Annotated in this window: 14 protein-coding genes; 5 read left to right on the top strand and 9 right to left on the bottom strand. The window is 36.7% G+C overall.

The features are described 5' to 3' along the window. Positions 1-173: 173 nt before the first annotated feature. The 8 genes from AC27JR_RS12905 to mads1 form a co-directional block, all read right to left on the bottom strand. A complete protein-coding gene (locus AC27JR_RS12905; RefSeq protein WP_487173831.1) occupies positions 174-593 on the bottom strand; it encodes a hypothetical protein in 420 nt (139 codons plus the stop codon). A 159-nt stretch (positions 594-752) separates the two neighbouring features. Then, a complete protein-coding gene (locus tag AC27JR_RS12900) occupies positions 753-2294 on the bottom strand; it encodes a class I SAM-dependent DNA methyltransferase (RefSeq protein WP_487173830.1) in 1542 nt (513 codons plus the stop codon). Between the two features lie 30 nt (positions 2295-2324). Continuing rightward, the gene (locus AC27JR_RS12895; RefSeq protein WP_487173829.1) at positions 2325-3104 is read right to left on the bottom strand and encodes an HNH endonuclease family protein; all 780 of its coding nucleotides are present in this window, start codon (positions 3102-3104) and stop codon (positions 2325-2327) included. Further along, positions 3104-4876: an AAA family ATPase gene (locus tag AC27JR_RS12890; RefSeq protein WP_487173828.1), complete on the bottom strand. Its 1773-nt coding sequence runs from the start codon at positions 4874-4876 to the stop codon at positions 3104-3106. The genes AC27JR_RS12895 and AC27JR_RS12890 overlap by 1 nt, the downstream gene beginning before the upstream one ends. Beyond that, positions 4863-6593, bottom strand: a complete 1731-nt coding sequence (locus AC27JR_RS12885) for a restriction endonuclease subunit S (protein WP_487173827.1) — start codon at positions 6591-6593, stop codon at positions 4863-4865. Before AC27JR_RS12885 ends, AC27JR_RS12890 begins: the two co-directional genes overlap by 14 nt. Then, on the bottom strand, positions 6590-9439 hold the full coding sequence (locus AC27JR_RS12880) for a type I restriction endonuclease subunit R (RefSeq protein WP_487173826.1): 2850 nt from the start codon (positions 9437-9439) through the stop codon (positions 6590-6592). Before AC27JR_RS12880 ends, AC27JR_RS12885 begins: the two co-directional genes overlap by 4 nt. Positions 9440-9447: 8 nt before the next feature. Continuing rightward, a complete protein-coding gene (locus AC27JR_RS12875) occupies positions 9448-10371 on the bottom strand; it encodes a restriction endonuclease (RefSeq protein WP_487173825.1) in 924 nt (307 codons plus the stop codon). 13 nt (positions 10372-10384) lie between these two features. Then, entirely contained in the window at positions 10385-10555 is a 171-nt protein-coding gene (gene mads1 / locus AC27JR_RS12870) for a methylation-associated defense system helix-turn-helix domain-containing protein MAD1 (protein WP_290157370.1), read from the bottom strand. 188 nt (positions 10556-10743) lie between these two features. Here mads1 and AC27JR_RS12865 point away from each other — a divergent pair, with 188 nt between their 5' ends. The 4 genes from AC27JR_RS12865 (at position 10744) to AC27JR_RS12850 (ending at position 13006) form a co-directional block, all read left to right on the top strand. After that, positions 10744-10875: a hypothetical protein gene (locus tag AC27JR_RS12865; RefSeq protein ID WP_055014250.1), complete on the top strand. Its 132-nt coding sequence runs from the start codon at positions 10744-10746 to the stop codon at positions 10873-10875. Between the two features lie 52 nt (positions 10876-10927). Further along, positions 10928-11587, top strand: coding sequence for a hypothetical protein (locus tag AC27JR_RS12860; RefSeq protein ID WP_487173824.1), 660 nt, complete (start codon positions 10928-10930; stop codon positions 11585-11587). Between the two features lie 812 nt (positions 11588-12399). Continuing rightward, on the top strand, positions 12400-12717 hold the full coding sequence (locus AC27JR_RS12855) for a hypothetical protein (RefSeq protein WP_290158488.1): 318 nt from the start codon (positions 12400-12402) through the stop codon (positions 12715-12717). A 22-nt stretch (positions 12718-12739) separates the two neighbouring features. Then, complete coding sequence (locus AC27JR_RS12850; RefSeq protein ID WP_487173823.1) at positions 12740-13006, top strand: hypothetical protein; 267 nt, start codon at positions 12740-12742, stop codon at positions 13004-13006. A 117-nt stretch (positions 13007-13123) separates the two neighbouring features. Here AC27JR_RS12850 and AC27JR_RS12845 read toward each other — a convergent pair whose 3' ends face one another. Further along, positions 13124-14188 carry a hypothetical protein gene (locus AC27JR_RS12845; protein WP_487173822.1) on the bottom strand — a complete coding sequence of 355 codons (1065 nt, stop codon included), beginning with the start codon at positions 14186-14188 and terminating at the stop codon, positions 13124-13126. A gap of 698 nt (positions 14189-14886) precedes the next feature. Here AC27JR_RS12845 and AC27JR_RS12840 point away from each other — a divergent pair. Next, positions 14887-15507: a TnsA endonuclease N-terminal domain-containing protein gene (locus AC27JR_RS12840; protein WP_487173821.1), complete on the top strand. Its 621-nt coding sequence runs from the start codon at positions 14887-14889 to the stop codon at positions 15505-15507. The last annotated feature ends 47 nt before the right edge of the window (positions 15508-15554 follow it).

The following is a 15554-nucleotide window of genomic DNA, read 5'->3' as shown; positions in this document are numbered from 1 at the left end:
AATTAATCAACATACCAAGCGCCACTGAGTTCAAAATTAAAGCTATCCAGCTCAAAGTCATATACTGGCAATACCTCGCCTGACGAGAATTTAGAAAGCCATTTATGCTTACATGTTTTGCCAATCAACCAAACATCATTCATAGCTATAGAAGCACACGCAGCATAATAACCTCAGCACTTCCAATAAGAATGTACCCAACCGCCAAAGATATGTAACCTTTGGATTTGTCTATCATTTATTTGCCCAATGTTTTCTATGATGACGATCGCAGAGTTATATCCATCGATTGATGATAGTTTGTCTGGTCGAAGCGCACACCCTGAAAGCTCATTACCTTTGGCTTTTAATTTTGAGAAAAAATGAACACACCCCTCTGGTGATTTGTAAAAATGATGAACCTTAAAAGTTTCTTCAGAAGCACCATGTAACCATTCTAAATTAATACCAAACAACTCTGCTGCATCAAACAAGATCTCTTCTGTTAATTTTTCTATTAACTTATCTGGAGTAGAGCAATCAGCTATCGATAATCCATGATCGAAAAAGCCAGAAATCTGACTTCTTGAAACACCATGAGATTCAAATAGCATTAGAAACCTCTCAGCAGGACACTTCGCTGATTTACTAGCCAACGCCTTACTTTTTAGTTGCTTTTTCCAAATAACAAAGGCTGAATATATCGCTATTAAACCAGATGCTATACCTACCAAAGAGTTCGTGTTTGATAACCAATCAATGTTTTTTTATCTCTAACTACTACTATCAGGTAATCCTGCTGCTACATCTTTAAAAGCAACGAGTGCAGCCTCTAAATGGTCGATAATTTCTTGTTGTAAAATGTCTGGTGCAGGCAAGTTATCAAGGTTATCTAAGCTATCATCTTTAAGCCAAAATACATCTAGGCTAGCTTTGTCACGATTAATAAGCTCATCATAGCTGTAGTACTTAAATCTTTCGGTTTCTTCGCGCTCATGGCGATTTGCGGGGTTGTAACAAGTGATAAAGTCTTTTAAGTCATTAAGTGTCATTGGGCGCTGCTTCAGCGTGAAGTGTTTATTTGTTCTTAAGTCATAAAACCAAATACCTTTGGTATGTACTTTTTCGTCACGGGTCGCATTGTCAAAAAAAACAACATTAGCTTTAACACCATTAGCGTAAAAGATACCTGTTGGAAGCCTTAAAATAGTATGAACATCACAGTTGTTTAACCACTTACGACGGATACGCTCTCCAGCTCCACCTTCAAACAAAACGTTGTCAGGTAAAACTACCGCAGCCTTACCTGTATCCTTTAAGCTTGAAATAATATGCTGTAAAAAGTTTAATTGCTTATTGGTAGTAGTTGCCCAAAAATCTTGTCGCTCATAAGTTAATGCATCTTTGTCTTCACCACCTTCAGCATTAGTAATTGTCATGCTGCTTTTCTTTCCGAAAGGAGGATTGGCGAGTACGTAATCTACTTTATTTTCACCTTCAATTTTTGTGAGTAATGCGTCAGCTCTTTCAACATCAGGCTCACCATCTATGCTGCCGATATTGTGTAAGAATAAATTCATTAAACACATACGACGGGTAGACGGTACGATTTCGTTTCCACGGAAAGTTTCATCACGTAAAAACTTAACTTGGTCTTTGTTTAACTTTGATTTTGCAATCGTACTATCATCATGCTTTGATGGATTCCAATGGCTCATGCCTTTTTCTATCCATTGCTCATCACCATAGGTAATCCAGTCACTAGCCGTTAAGAAAAAGCCACCTGTACCACATGCTGGGTCTGCAATTGTTTTTTTCGGCTCAGGGCGAACACAGGCAAGCATTGCATCAATTAATGCACGAGGCGTGAAGTACTGTCCCGCACCACTTTTGGTATCTTCAGCGTTTTTTTGCAATAAGCCTTCATACAAATCACCTTTTGCATCTGAGTCTAAGCTGATCCAATTTTCATCATTAATCATCTTAACGATACGCGCTAACTTTGCTGGGTCAGGTATTTTATTTTCAGACTTATAGAAAATAGCGCCAATCATCCCACTTTCAGTTGCTAATTTTTTCAATACTTTACGGTATTGTTCTTCTAGCTTTTCGCCAGTTAAGCCTTGTAATGTTTCCCAATTAAAGTCTGTAGGGACTTTGGTATCTCTTGAATATGGCGGTTGCGCATATTCATGCGCCATTTTTAAAAACAGTAGATAGGTTAGCTGCTCTAAATAATCGCCATAGCCAACACCATCATCACGTAATGTATGACAGTAATTCCAAACTTTTTGTACTAATGCAGGAGCATTCATCCGGTTTTCTCTCTTATTTATTCTGTCAGGTTACAGTAAGTCATCAACCCAATCTTTATCTCTATGGGCACTTATCATCGCGTGGAAAAAACTTGAGTACTCGGTTGTTTCTGGTGAAAGTTTTTTCTGTAGTTCTTGCACGACTTGCTGATTGTTACCAACCAAATCGATCAGTAAATTTATTGGCTTCCACAAATCTTTTTTCTTTTTTGGCACACCATATTGGTTTAGCCCTAAAGCATTTACTGTGTATTCAGCTCTTGAATATTCATCAGTGCTAAATGGATAAGCAGGTTCGACCACGCCATTAGATAAATGAGCTAAAAGTTTAGTGTCATTATCAACACAAGGGTCTAAAAGCTTTGGGGATTCTCTATTGGTGCATAAAGGAGTGCAGTTGCGTTGATTTTCATCGAGTAAGGCGAATTCGTTATGCTTACCATAGGTTATATCATTTTCTTTCTCTGGGCGATTGCAACGTTGGCAGCTATAGCGATAGTTTTCCCACTCGTAAGCTAGCCAATAATAGCCATCATGGCTGGCAAGTTTATTTCTCTCACAACTTACCCCAGCTTTAGGTCTAAAATGATCTACATCAGCAGTAGCTCTTTCTGAACTTGCTTCACAATACCAACACTTTCCATCACTTAGGTCGGACAGCCAATTTTTTAAAAGGCCCCATGTGTTTGTCTTTTTGATATATTCTTTTTTTGCCTTAACTGTTAATTTTTCGTCGACTTTATTTTTGCGATTATTTAGTGCTGTTTGCTTTCTATGTGGTATAGGTCCAACTAACTCAATATGCCTCATTAATCATCCCCCGCATTTAAAGAATCTAATAGACTTTGGACAAGTAATCCTAATGCCTTTTCTCTGTTTTCTTTTGTAAGAATAGGGTCGTCAAACTCTTTTTCAGATGATTTGGATAACTCGAATCTCGCTCTGGTAAATTCGCGCTCAATTCTATCATCTGACGCAAAATTAAAATCTAATTTTTCCATTCCTTCTCGAACAGTTCTTAATTCGTTTTTCTCTTCTTCAGTTAATTTTCCTGATTTGGTCGAAAGTTCATGTAATTTGAGTAAGTCTTTGGTTGTTGACCTATCTAGACTTGAGCCTAAGCCAAACAAATCGCTAGTAATCACTCCGCTATAGCCCATACCTTTGGGGTCTTTTTCTGGTGGGAGTGATACGATTTCTCTACTTTCACCTTTATGATGCAGTATTTGGACTTGCTTTCGACTTAACTCTGCTACCGCAATTGGATTATGTGTCGTTAGGATGATGTGAGAAGAAGAATCTTCCGAATTGGCGCTATTAACAAACTCTCTTAAATAGTCGATGTATTTAACATTCCACTTAGGGTTCAAGTGTGTATCAGGTTCATCTAGCAAAAATAGACTTTCTTTTTCTGCGGTAAATCTAAGTAAACCTAATACTGTTAGGAGCTGTTGCTCTCCTTCACTCAACTCTTTAAAGGTAACTGTTCCATCATTTTTCTGTAATTTAACTCTAATACGTACATCATCAATTAATTCTGACACATAAGTGCTTTCTAGCTCTTTAAAAAATTCACGGCCTGTTTGCGAATTTCTTAGTTCTCTTAGCGCCTCAATATCCTTGACAAACAAATATACGAATTCAGTCTCATTTCCTTTTTTAGCCCAAAGGGTGTTCTTTACGTCTCTAGTTGTACGAATCGGTGCTAAAGAAATATCAAGTAATCTATCTAAGAACTTTCTAACAGTCCCTTCAGCACCCCAAAAAATATCGGGTTCAAAATCGATCTTTTTCTTTTTAGCTTCCAATTTTAAACGAGGATTTCTATCCCAAGGTGGCTGTTTTAACACGAACAAAACGGAATCAAAGCCATCATTCGGATCTATACCGATTTCCGCTTCTAAAAACTTTTTTATGACCAAATCGGAATTACGCTGGTCTGTCTCCATGAAGGCTAACAATACAAACTGACTATGTTCAGGCAGTGCATAAAATAACTTTCTAAGCCCAATTTCTTGGCCATTTTTACTATTTCTTAACGTGTCATCATATCTTTTCAAATACGGCTCAAAAGCAGACTGCATTCGATCACTGTTACCTGAATAATACCCAAAGATAAATTGAGGCAAAAACTCGTTTTCTTTTTGTCTAAAAGTTGAGTACTTTATATCCGCTACATTTGCCTCTGTCTCATCTAAGTCTTCAATTAGCGATAACTGAGTGTCTTTTTCATTCGAAGCTACCAAATCAATGTATTTAATTTCATAAATAGCATTTTCTGGCTTGTCAGGGTTTCCTAATATTGTAATTACTTTGTCATTGCAGGAATAAGTAAGCTTGTAATAAAATTTAAGAGCTGGTTTTCTAGAGCGCATAGAAGCATCCATCGCTAACTCACAGAATATATGCGTAATAGCTTCTAAAACATTAGATTTACCAGTTCCATTTTTACCTATAACAACAGTAATCCACTCTCCTTGAGCAAAGTCTACTGTAACGTTCTTCAAATTCTTATAACGGTGATTATCAATATCGTTTATTGGTTCTTTATCACTACCTATAGTTAGTTTATGAAGCCTCATTTTTTATTATCCGTAATTTATCTGCTTTATTAACTTTTTTTACTTCCACTTGTTTCGAATTTACAAGCTCTCTAAGCTCTAAATAGAGTTGCTCAATAACATCAGATGATGTGTTTTTTTTGACCCCACTCTTCTGAAATGCCTCTTGGGCGTCAATCCAGTCATCTTCTGCTGTTAAAACTTCTAATAAGGTATCCATTACTTTAACTTTTTTTTTAGGTAGGCGTGGTTTCTTAGGTTTAGCTTGTTTCGCTAATTCCTCTCGTTCTTTTTTGATTTTTTCTAACAATACTGATGCTGGTTCATCGCTTGCATTTTGAGATACAAGTTGACCTGAAAAAGCGGATTTAAGTATATTTTTACGTTGAGCATTTAATTTTTCCAGTCCAATTTCTGATGCTTCAATTTGGCGGTCGATTGCATCAAATTCATTTGATACTTCTTCAATCAGCGCTTTTTGTTCCGCTATTGGAGGGAGAGGTATAGCTAATGCTCCTAGCTTGGTTCCATTAACATTAGCTTGACCAGCTGTTTGGTTCATAACCTCAGCAATCCATTTTTTTCCTAAAACCGAGTTAATATAATGCGCAGCTATTTCAGGTAAAAAGCATTCTGAAAATGTTACTGATATAAGGTAAGAGGCATAAGAAACAGGCTTGCCTATATCTTTATAAATTGCAGTTTTACCGACAAGCTCTGCACTATTTGTTCGATTAAATAATAAATCACCATTAGCCAATAGCAGCTCAGGAAATTCTTTATGCTCTTTAGGTAAGTACTTCAGGTTTCCATAATCAAGCTTTCCATCTTGAATATTTCCCATTCTCAAAACGGGTACGCCATTAGTGTCATCATTAGTTTTTGAGGAAGACCCATAACGTTTGTTAGTCGCTAACTGATCTATAGTCGCCCAAACCCAGCCTTGAGGTAATTCACGTAAATTAGATGTATCTGGTTCTACTGGTTCAGGATATTTTTCTTTCCAATTTTTAGGTGGCGTTTTATCTTTTGCTTTATACTCTTCTAGCTTTTGCTGTTCCCAGTTTCGTTTACGTTCAATAAGGATACGCTCTAGTAGTTGCTTACCAGTTTCTTCAATGCTGTTTTTGTTATCATTACGCCATTTTTGAGTTAATGCGCCATCCATAGCACTTTTTAGCAATGAGTGGCGATATTGAATTAATTTTTTTTGAGCCAGTTTAAGCTCTTTTACACCTGAGTCTAATTCAGAAAAAGTTTCATCTAGTTTTTCAACTATTTTCAATTGTTCTTCTTGAGGTGCAATATTAACCTCTAGATTCTCTATTTTGTCTCGGTTTATCCCAGAAAAAGTAGAGCCTGTCCCCAGTGAAGCGATGTAACTTTCCATTCCTTTTAACTGATAGAACAGGTATTTGTATGACATTCCATTAAATGATCGAATTGAACAAAGCCCACGTCCAAAACCACTTTTTTCTTTCGTTAAATTTACGGGGCCAACAGGCGCTCTCACGGATAAAAGAATATCATTTATTTCGGCAACCCGGCTCGGCTCCTCACAATGTTTGTTCACATTTGGATAGATATCCGTAAATTCAGTTTTTCCTTGAAAAAACGGCAACCCTTTACCTTCCTTATTTATGAGGAATGCTTGAGGTGATTGGCCCATAAAAATTTGGGTAACTTCTTGCAGCTTCACTTTTTCCCATGACTTAGGTAATTCTATTATTTGGGTCACGCAATTAATTCCTGATTCATTTCAGCCATTAAGCCATCTAATTCATTTTTAGCTTCGGTGTTAAACAAGCCCCATGCTTTTTGTAAGCCTCCGCGGTCAGAAAAGGGGCTATAGTCAAAGTCATCGCGTTCAATAGAACAGCTTGCTGCAATATGGTCTTTTATTAATCTCAGCCATGTAGTTTGTTCTTCGGTAAATGCTGTTTTTCTTTGAGCATTATGGCGGAAGATCCATTTTTTAAATTTAGCATCTACTTGCTCAGCGAATGGCTTAAGTTCTGCCTCTAAACCGATAGCATATTTTACTAGCGAGATTATATCGGTTAACTGCCTTTGGGTACTAACGTTATAAGAGCGCTTTTTACCTTTACTGCTGTTTTTATTGAGAGGGTTTGCTGAATTTATGCGCTCATAAGCAGTCCATAGCTTTTCCGTTGTTAATAACAACGGTGAATTATTTAACGTTTGGTGAAGTTCTTCGAGCATGGAAAAGGTTAATGGTCTACGCTGATAAGGCTGTTGGTAGAAAAAGCTGAGCGCTTGAATATCGTCTTTATGCTGCTCAATAAATTCTTTAAAGCTTTGTATGACCTTTTCGGCTTTTTCTTCTGCTTGAGCACTGTAACCGGAATAAGTCACCGTATCTAAATTGATGTGGTCAATAACTTGTTCTCTTTCTCTTCTGGCAGACTCAATCACATCTCTGGCATCAGGGTTATCAAAACTTTCACATGCTTTATAAATTAGTTGTTGTTTTGCAGTGTCGCGCTCATTATCGGTTAAAGAGTCTTCACTTCGAGTTATGCCTTGCTGCTTGGCATTTGATAAAGCTTGTTGGTTGATTGCGTCGGGGTCTAGTGACATTAATAACTCTCTTGCTAATTGAGCAACAGGTTTATTGGTTAGTTTTTCAATTTTATCATGACCATGTTTATCAATTTGTTTTCCTAAACGGGTTAAACGGTTTGCCAAGCTTTGAATGGTGTCGTCATCTCGGTGACCCATGGCAACACCTTGCAGTAAGTCTTTCATTGAAAGATTAGGGTTGCGTTCTAATGGGCGGCTTTCTGTTTTTTGAGACTTTTCCACACCGACGGCATCAATAAGTACGAATCTATCTTTAGCACTAGTCGCGCTTTTACTGACATTATGTAAATCTTCAAAGCCTAAACTTCGAACCCCTCTACCTTTCATTTGTTCGTAATAACCTTTGCTTCGCACATCTCGCATAAATAGCAATACTTCTAATGGTTTTACGTCTGTTCCTGTGGCTATCATATCGACTGTAACGGTTATACGAGGATTAAAGTCATTACGGAAATCATTAAGAATGCCGTCTGGGTCTTTGGCGTTGTAGGTAACTTTTTTACAGAACTCATTCCCTTGCCCGTACTCTTCACGAACAATTTGGATAATATCGTCTGCGTGGCTATCTGTTTTAGCAAATATGAGTGTTTTAGGGACTTCTTTACGACTAGGAAATATTTCCTTTTCAACGGCTTTTTTCATCGCCTTAATAACTTGGCGAATCTGACTGGTGTTTACGACAGAGCGGTCTAGTTCTTTGCTAGTGTATGTACTTTCTTCTTCTGCTTGTGCCCAACGCTTTTTACGCGTTAATTTATCACGATGGTCAAGCCATTCTTTAGCTTTTAGTTCAGCGCCTTTATTGCCTATCTCTGTTTCAATTTCATAAACGTCATAACCAACGTTTACGCCATCAAGTACAGAATCTTCATAGCTATATTCGGCAACAATATTCTCGTTGAAAAAACCTAGAGTGCGTTTATCTGGAGTCGCGGTTAAACCAATAATAAAGGCATCAAAATAGTCAAGTACCTGTTTCCATAAGTTGTATATTGAGCGGTGACATTCATCAACAATGATAAAATCAAACGTTTCTACCGGAACCGCTGGATTATATTTGACTAATTTAGCCTGTTGCTTATTTTGCTTAATTTCATGGAGAGATAAGTCTTCTGCACTTTCATCAATGGGTTTACCACTTAAAATTGAGTACATGCGTTGGATAGTACAAATACAAACTTCAGCGGCATTATCAATGGTACTGCTATTTAATCGCTGAACTATGTGGTTTTCATGAAAGAAGGTTTCTTTACCTTGTGGTTTAAAGGCATGAAACTCTTGCTGTGCTTGTTTACCTAAGTTTCTGGTATCCACTAAGAATAATATACGCTTAGCGCCACCATTATTTATTAAACGGTACACTGAATTAATGGCAGTGAACGTTTTACCTGCGCCTGTCGCCATATGAATTAGTGAACGAGGTCGGTTATCAGCTAAAGATTTTTCTAAACCTGTAATTGCGCTTATTTGGCATTCTCGAAGTTTGGCTTTAGGTAATTCTGGAATTTCGTTTTTAAGACGATGGCGAAGTGAATTACTTTGTTGTAAATACTCTTGCAATGTTTCTGGTTTGAAAAAGTGGAAAGTTTCTCTTGCTCTGGGGGCAGGATCTCTTAAGTCGGTATAGTGAATAACTTGGCTAGTTGCTTCGAATAAAAAGGAGAGTGGTTCTTTTTCATTTCTAAATTTAATTTTTCCTGTTGCATAGCGAAGCGTCTGCTCTTCAACTTGAGATAAAATAGTTTCATCTTTTTTTGCTTCAATGACACCTACTGCTTTGCGATTAATAAATAGCAGGTAATCTGCACTATCGGTATATTTACCTTTACCACTATCAACAGGATATTCACGAATAGCAACACCTACCCCTTCACTAAGGTTAGTGTTAGGCCAAGTTTGTACTTTCCATCCCGCGAGCTTTAGCTTTTCATCTATCGTTATTCTCGCTTGGGCTTCTGGTTGAAATCCATCAATATCCATATAACTTCCTAAATTTCGTCGAAAAAGTCTTCGTCTATCTTTTTAATGTGCAATACATCTTCGTCTCGACTACCAATGTTATAGCGCAGCATGAGCTTAGCTAGCTCTTTACCATTAATTAAAACAATGCGTGTACCAAGATTATTTGCCGTTTCTTGTGCTGATGAAGTGAAATCTGACGTTGTGATGAAAATACCTTTTTGCGCACGTTTAAGGTTTAGTGCACCAAAAAAATTTCTAATATCGCCAGCACCAACGTTATTGCCTTCGGCATAACGCTTAGCTTGAATATATATTTGATCTACACCTAGTGGGTCTTGATCAATAACACCATCGACACCATTGTCTCCAGACTTTCCTAGCGCATGAGCAGCACCTTCACCAGCGCCACCGTAACCCATAGCAATTAAAAGCTCGATCAATAAATCTTCAAAAAAATCAGGGGTAACTTTACGGGTGCGTTCTAGTATATCTTGGGCTAGCGCTTCATTAACTTTTTTATAAGCAGCTCTTAATATTTCATCTGGTGTTGATAATTCTTCATGCTCTATGTTGTCTGAATTATTTTCTGTACCTACTCCATCATTACTTTTTTGTTTAAAAACGATGAATTCATCAAACTTTTTCAGGTATTCGTTGTTAATGTCAACATCTTCAGACAAAGCCTCTTTACCACGAGGAGTGATCACAAAATGCGCTCTGCGGGTGGCTTCTAACAGACCTGCTTTTGTTAAATAAGTACGTGCCCAACCAACTCGGTTATCTAGTATGCTTTGCCGACCACTAGGTAACGTTTCTGATCTTTCTTCATCAGTTAGACCGAATTGATCTGCTAATTGATTAATTACATTACGTAGCTTTACTTCATTGCCGTTAGCATCATTTGCTATTTGCAAAAATGAACGCATAAATTGTTGGTAATTGGGGATCACACCATATCCTTATTTATTGTTTTTGTTCTTCAATCCATTTATCTAAATCGACACGCTTAAATCGCCATGAACCACCCACTTTGAAGCCGGGAAGCTTACCTTTACTTACAAGACGATAAGCCGTTTTTTCATTCAACTTTAGGTATGCTGCAACCTCTTGAATCGTTAATATTTCGTCTGTCATTGGACCATCTCAAAAAGGAACCTAATTACAATATGAGAAAATTGAGGAAATAACAAGAAATCAGTAAGCAAGCATTGTGTGATGATTTAAAAAATATCATTGATTATCACTAATTATCATTAAACTATCAGTTTTTGTTTTTTCCTAATTTCATATGATTTAGGCAGACAATCAATGAGGAGAAAATAATGTCTAATCAAAATAGTAATCACAAAGCGAATCAAGCAAATAATAATAAAGGCACTTCAGGAAACAACCCTGCTAATGCTAAAGTACATGGTAATAGAGGTAAGCAGATGAACCCAAACCAGAAAAAATAGCTGGGAATGGAGAAGCGGGTGATTATTCACCTGCTTCACTTTAAGGATGTTTATGGAAGAAACAATAGGCTCAAAAAAGAATAAACGTAAATTTAAGCAGACCAAACAGCTAGTCAGACTGGCACTTAATGATGGCTGGACTCAAAATGAAATTAAAGATGCTTGTAGGGTCCAACAATCAATTGTGAGTGGATGGAAGAGTGGCTCTAAACAAGGCACTGAACAGCAATTAAAACCTTTACTTGAGATTTATGGTCATAAATTAAGAAGAAACTCTTTTAGGGTTTATTGGTGCATTGATCCAGAAACCAAGAAAAAGACTTTCCATAAAGTTGAAGGGAAGGTTGTTTTAAATCAAGCATTTTATGACCCTAGAAGATCAGGATACAAACTAATTAAGAAGATCCCGCAGCAAAAACTTGTAGTTCATCATCAAGGTGAAAACAAGTTTAGAATTGTTTATCAGAGTCGCCTAGCATTTCAAAATTCCAATGTAGAGTTAGAATCAATGGTTGAAGATGCAATATGGAATTCAACCATTTCAAAACAGTATGAGTTATCTGAATTATTAAGCGTTATGGATAACTATGCGGAAAAATCCCTAGCTGAATACCCAAGTGACGCGAATACTCTACCATTCATTACTAGACAGGCTTTGCTAAATCATGGCTTTGCTGTTGATGGGGTTGTTGAATACCCTGCTGTTTGGTAAGTTTAAGAAACCCAAATAGGAAGTTGGCACCTCAACGCCAAAACATGTGGGAGACCACAACTGTTTGAAGCACCAATTTTGGTAAGCCTTGTGACTAGTCAGTTCGCTACCACAGCGCCATTCGAACATTTTAGGAGCACATTGTTATTGCTTTGAATTAAGCTAGGCCAAAGGTACTTCTGATCAGCCGAAATATAACATGTGATACGGGAAAGGGTGGGAAGAAAAGCCAGCCGTTACTTATGTGACCGCTGGCTTTTATTATGAATTCAAATTCACCCGTAATTTTCTTCTTAAAACCTCGCTATACAATTATTTTTATATCTATAAAGTTACACCAACAATCGAAAAACATTAAAATAATTATAAATCAGCATTTTGAGTGAATATAAAGAATCTGCATAATTGTTTATGAAATACAAATTAATGCTAAAAACCGTCTGATTAACTTTAAAATGGTCTTTATCAAATCACCTATTTTTCGCTAGTCTTAAGTCACGTTATAGCGCTTATTTAAGGCTAACTTATACTAATGTAAATTTGTATCCAAATGGCACACCAAATATTACCCTTTGAAACAGCGAACATTTTCTATGTGAAACACCATATGCATAACGGTAAAACAAGACATCTTTTAATGAGCTTTAAAATTAATAACTAACAAAATGTTCAATTATATTATCGTGACTATGGTAGCAGTATGTCGCCATCTCCAGTTTAAGATAAAAAAGTCGATATTAGATCCACGATTTGAATATGTTTTTAACTGAATTTTTCCTATGATTATCTGAAATATTTATGGGGATCAGATCATGAATACTGTCGTTAAAAACTGGCGTATCGTTTCTATTTTTAAAGGTGAAGAAATGGTCGGAAAAATTTTATGGGGTATTTGTGTCGATGATATGACTTACCGATTCGCAGCAGGCGATTACATTAGCACATCAAAAATAGTAGAAGTCTCACCTCACAGCCAGTTAATAAAAACCGTCAGCGGTAGCCTTTATCAAGTTATTGGCGAAGGGCAAAAAGCAGAGGTGCAAATGAAAGACTTCGAACTCCTTCGTCGCGGCTTCAGTCCTGAGCAGATCACCCAATTGAATTTAGCACCAAACGGATTTTTTCATTAACTCTGCCAAATGAGAGCTTATTATGCCGACACAAACAATTAATTTTAACAATGCGGAATGCTCCGCTTGCCATAAAAAACATATCGATATCAAGACTGAGATAGTTGCACCGTCGCCTTCTAGACCTAAAGCCATTCGCAAGAAAATAATTTTTCGGTGCGAAGAACACCTCAATTGTGATGCTGATGAAATGGAAAAATTGGCACTAGTTAAAGTCCAATTTCAGGATTTAAAAGAAAGTAATCTTGTTGACGGTAAAACTTTCCTGAAGCAACTTGATACTGACTAGTGGGTGAGCAGCTATCGCTCAAAATTTTTCCTCCTTATGTAACGATAGCCTTAGCCTGCCCCTCATAAAAACCATGAAGACTATGCCTCAGCATAGCCATCACTTATTGTGAAAAAATTAAGAGGTAAGCTTTTGAGCAGCATTTTCTAGTTTTAGTTTTATATCGTCAGAGATAACTGGAAATGCTATGCCACCATCACCTTCGGGAACTGCTGGTCCATCTTCATCCCACTCATTACCTGTATAAGCATTAATAAGGCGGTAACTATTTTGGGTGATATTTATATCATGTTGTAAGCCAATGAAGTGCCAAAACCACTTTTCTTCATCATCTTTTACGGCCTGTATGATTTCCAGCAATCTATCTCGTGACGGTGAAACAAGCATCTCAGCTTTTATCCAATCGAGAAATACAGAAAATGGAATCACAGGTTCATCTTTATCATGAAAATCAATCGCGTAAGTAATAGATTCAATCACAGCATAAGGCTCATCAGAAAAATACTCACTCCAGCAATATTTATGGTTTTCACCAAATTGTTCGCTGACTGATTTCAAACTAGATGGACGAGGCAACACCGCATCATGACTGTTTTCGAGTTTTTCTAATAATAGCGTTAATAGTTTTCTATAAGGGGCTATTTGCTGATATTGCTCAGCAACTTTAGACTGAAGCCCGTTAAGTGAATGGTTAGCTAGTTTTTTGCTGTACCAATATTCGCCACTTCTGTTATCTGGATTTTCTTCATATTCAGCCAATATCTGCGCTGCAATAACGAGACCAACCAATATTGCTTTTGAATCATTTTCATTTATCTGTGACGTTAAAACATTTAGCATACGCGTTGCACTTAATGCTTCCTCAAAAGAAGCCCCGGCATAAAACGTGTAAATATCCTTTAACGAAATACTGTTGAATTGCTCCCATACTTGCTGGATTCGTTTGCATACCTGAAGCGACTCCATTGCATCAAAGCTTAAACCCTCCATACGCTCAAAGCACTGTATATTGGCTAGCTCAAAGTCTTCAACATTAACGTTAGATGCAACTTGAAATGCCGCATAGCTTTTAAAGCCGCAGAACGCAGCGAATGCTTCATATAAATGGCTTTTCTTAATCGATGGAAGTACTGTTTTTAACTCAGAATGAGCCTTAAAAATGATAGGTATTAAATTTTTCATATACATATCCATATGCTTGAGACAGTGATTAACTGTTATCAATCATTGCTACACGCGATTACAACATGATCTCTCAAGCCATGTATATATCATCAAAATCAATATTGGGTTTTCTTTACGCCTTTTCAGGTCAATTTACTGTTTTTTACTCACGTGCAAGTATGGCTAGCGCCATCGATAAAGATATAAGGTTTCTTAAATTCAGGCAACTTTTATGAAGAAAATGCTGAAAAAAAACTGGTTATAAAAACTTTTTTAAAAAAATTTAAAATTATTTTAATAAGAGAACTAGCTCATTTTTTATAAATAAACGGTCGAAATCTCAGCAATTAATATAATAAAAAATAATATCAATTCATTTATATTTTTCATTTACTTAATCAAAGCCAGCTCAATTAATAGTCATATTAAAAAATACAAATACGTATAAAGGCGTTATACATAAACGTACAACATATCCATACTATACAATGGGTTACATTAAACTTTATACTAGAATTCTAATTGCAAATATCACAATGAACACCTAACATTTTTTAGTAATTAAAGATTATGGAAACTAAAGAATGAAACTCGAAACAAATCAAATTTATCGTATCATAATAAAAAACTCAAACTATGCTCTGCGCATTTCCGACCGTTCACAGACCAGCGAAGTAACAAACAACAACACGCTAAACTGTTGAAGGGGAAGAAGCATGTCTGTTGATAGAAAATTTGGCAAAGCCAATACGCATAAACCTGATATCAAGCATTTTTCACCAAAGCTTCGTGCAATGGTCAGCTGTGACAGCTACTTAGAAAAAAAGAAATGCCTTGTATTAGATCTCAATCCCGATGTCATTAGCTATATGACACAGCCCGATTCTACTTATTACGAATTTAATGGCGCAATATGCCGATACACGCCAGATAAATTGGTTAAAACAAATAATGGTTATGAATTTTGGGAAATTAAACCATTCGCCAAAACACTGAACGATGAGTTCAAACACAAGAACAAAGTGCTTAAAACGCACTACTGCGAAGTACTCAAGGTGCCTTTAAAAGTTGTCACTGAGGAAGGTATGACTAAACGCGAGTTTATTTCAAATTGTCAGGTTTTGTCTGATTACATCTATCACTATCAGGATGAAGACATAACAAATCATATCTTAAATGATTTATTGAATATGACAAACCCCCGAGTACTAGATGCTGAAGTGATCGCCATAGAATACGGTCAATCTCCAGACTACGTTTGGTCAATGTTAGCTCATAAAAAACTTAGATTTGATCACGATTTATTAATTGATCGTGGCACGCAATTACTAATGTGAATAGCATCTCAAAAGACAAGCAAACTACCTATAACCCACTAAATATT

This window comes from Pseudoalteromonas sp. NH0006-26 (assembly GCF_057552415.1).
Note: the sequence above shows the minus strand (reverse complement) of the source record. Positions and strands in the feature narration are given on the sequence as shown.

Bases quoted from the DNA above. Each gene is read 5' to 3' on its own strand.
- AC27JR_RS12900 (WP_487173830.1), bottom strand. From the start codon at position 2,294: ATGAATGCTCCTGCATTAGTACAAAAAGTTTGGAATTACTGTCATACA.
- mads1 (WP_290157370.1), bottom strand. From the start codon at position 10,555: ATGACAGACGAAATATTAACGATTCAAGAGGTTGCAGCATACCTAAAG.
- AC27JR_RS12840 (WP_487173821.1), top strand. From the start codon at position 14,887: ATGTCTGTTGATAGAAAATTTGGCAAAGCCAATACGCATAAACCTGAT.
- AC27JR_RS12860 (WP_487173824.1), top strand. From the start codon at position 10,928: ATGGAAGAAACAATAGGCTCAAAAAAGAATAAACGTAAATTTAAGCAG.
- AC27JR_RS12865 (WP_055014250.1), top strand. From the start codon at position 10,744: ATGTCTAATCAAAATAGTAATCACAAAGCGAATCAAGCAAATAATAAT.
- AC27JR_RS12855 (WP_290158488.1), top strand. From the start codon at position 12,400: ATGAATACTGTCGTTAAAAACTGGCGTATCGTTTCTATTTTTAAAGGT.
- AC27JR_RS12880 (WP_487173826.1), bottom strand. From the start codon at position 9,439: ATGGATATTGATGGATTTCAACCAGAAGCCCAAGCGAGAATAACGATA.
- AC27JR_RS12895 (WP_487173829.1), bottom strand. From the start codon at position 3,104: ATGAGGCATATTGAGTTAGTTGGACCTATACCACATAGAAAGCAAACA.
- AC27JR_RS12890 (WP_487173828.1), bottom strand. From the start codon at position 4,876: ATGAGGCTTCATAAACTAACTATAGGTAGTGATAAAGAACCAATAAAC.
- AC27JR_RS12850 (WP_487173823.1), top strand. From the start codon at position 12,740: ATGCCGACACAAACAATTAATTTTAACAATGCGGAATGCTCCGCTTGC.
- AC27JR_RS12845 (WP_487173822.1), bottom strand. From the start codon at position 14,188: ATGAAAAATTTAATACCTATCATTTTTAAGGCTCATTCTGAGTTAAAA.
- AC27JR_RS12905 (WP_487173831.1), bottom strand. From the start codon at position 593: ATGCTATTTGAATCTCATGGTGTTTCAAGAAGTCAGATTTCTGGCTTT.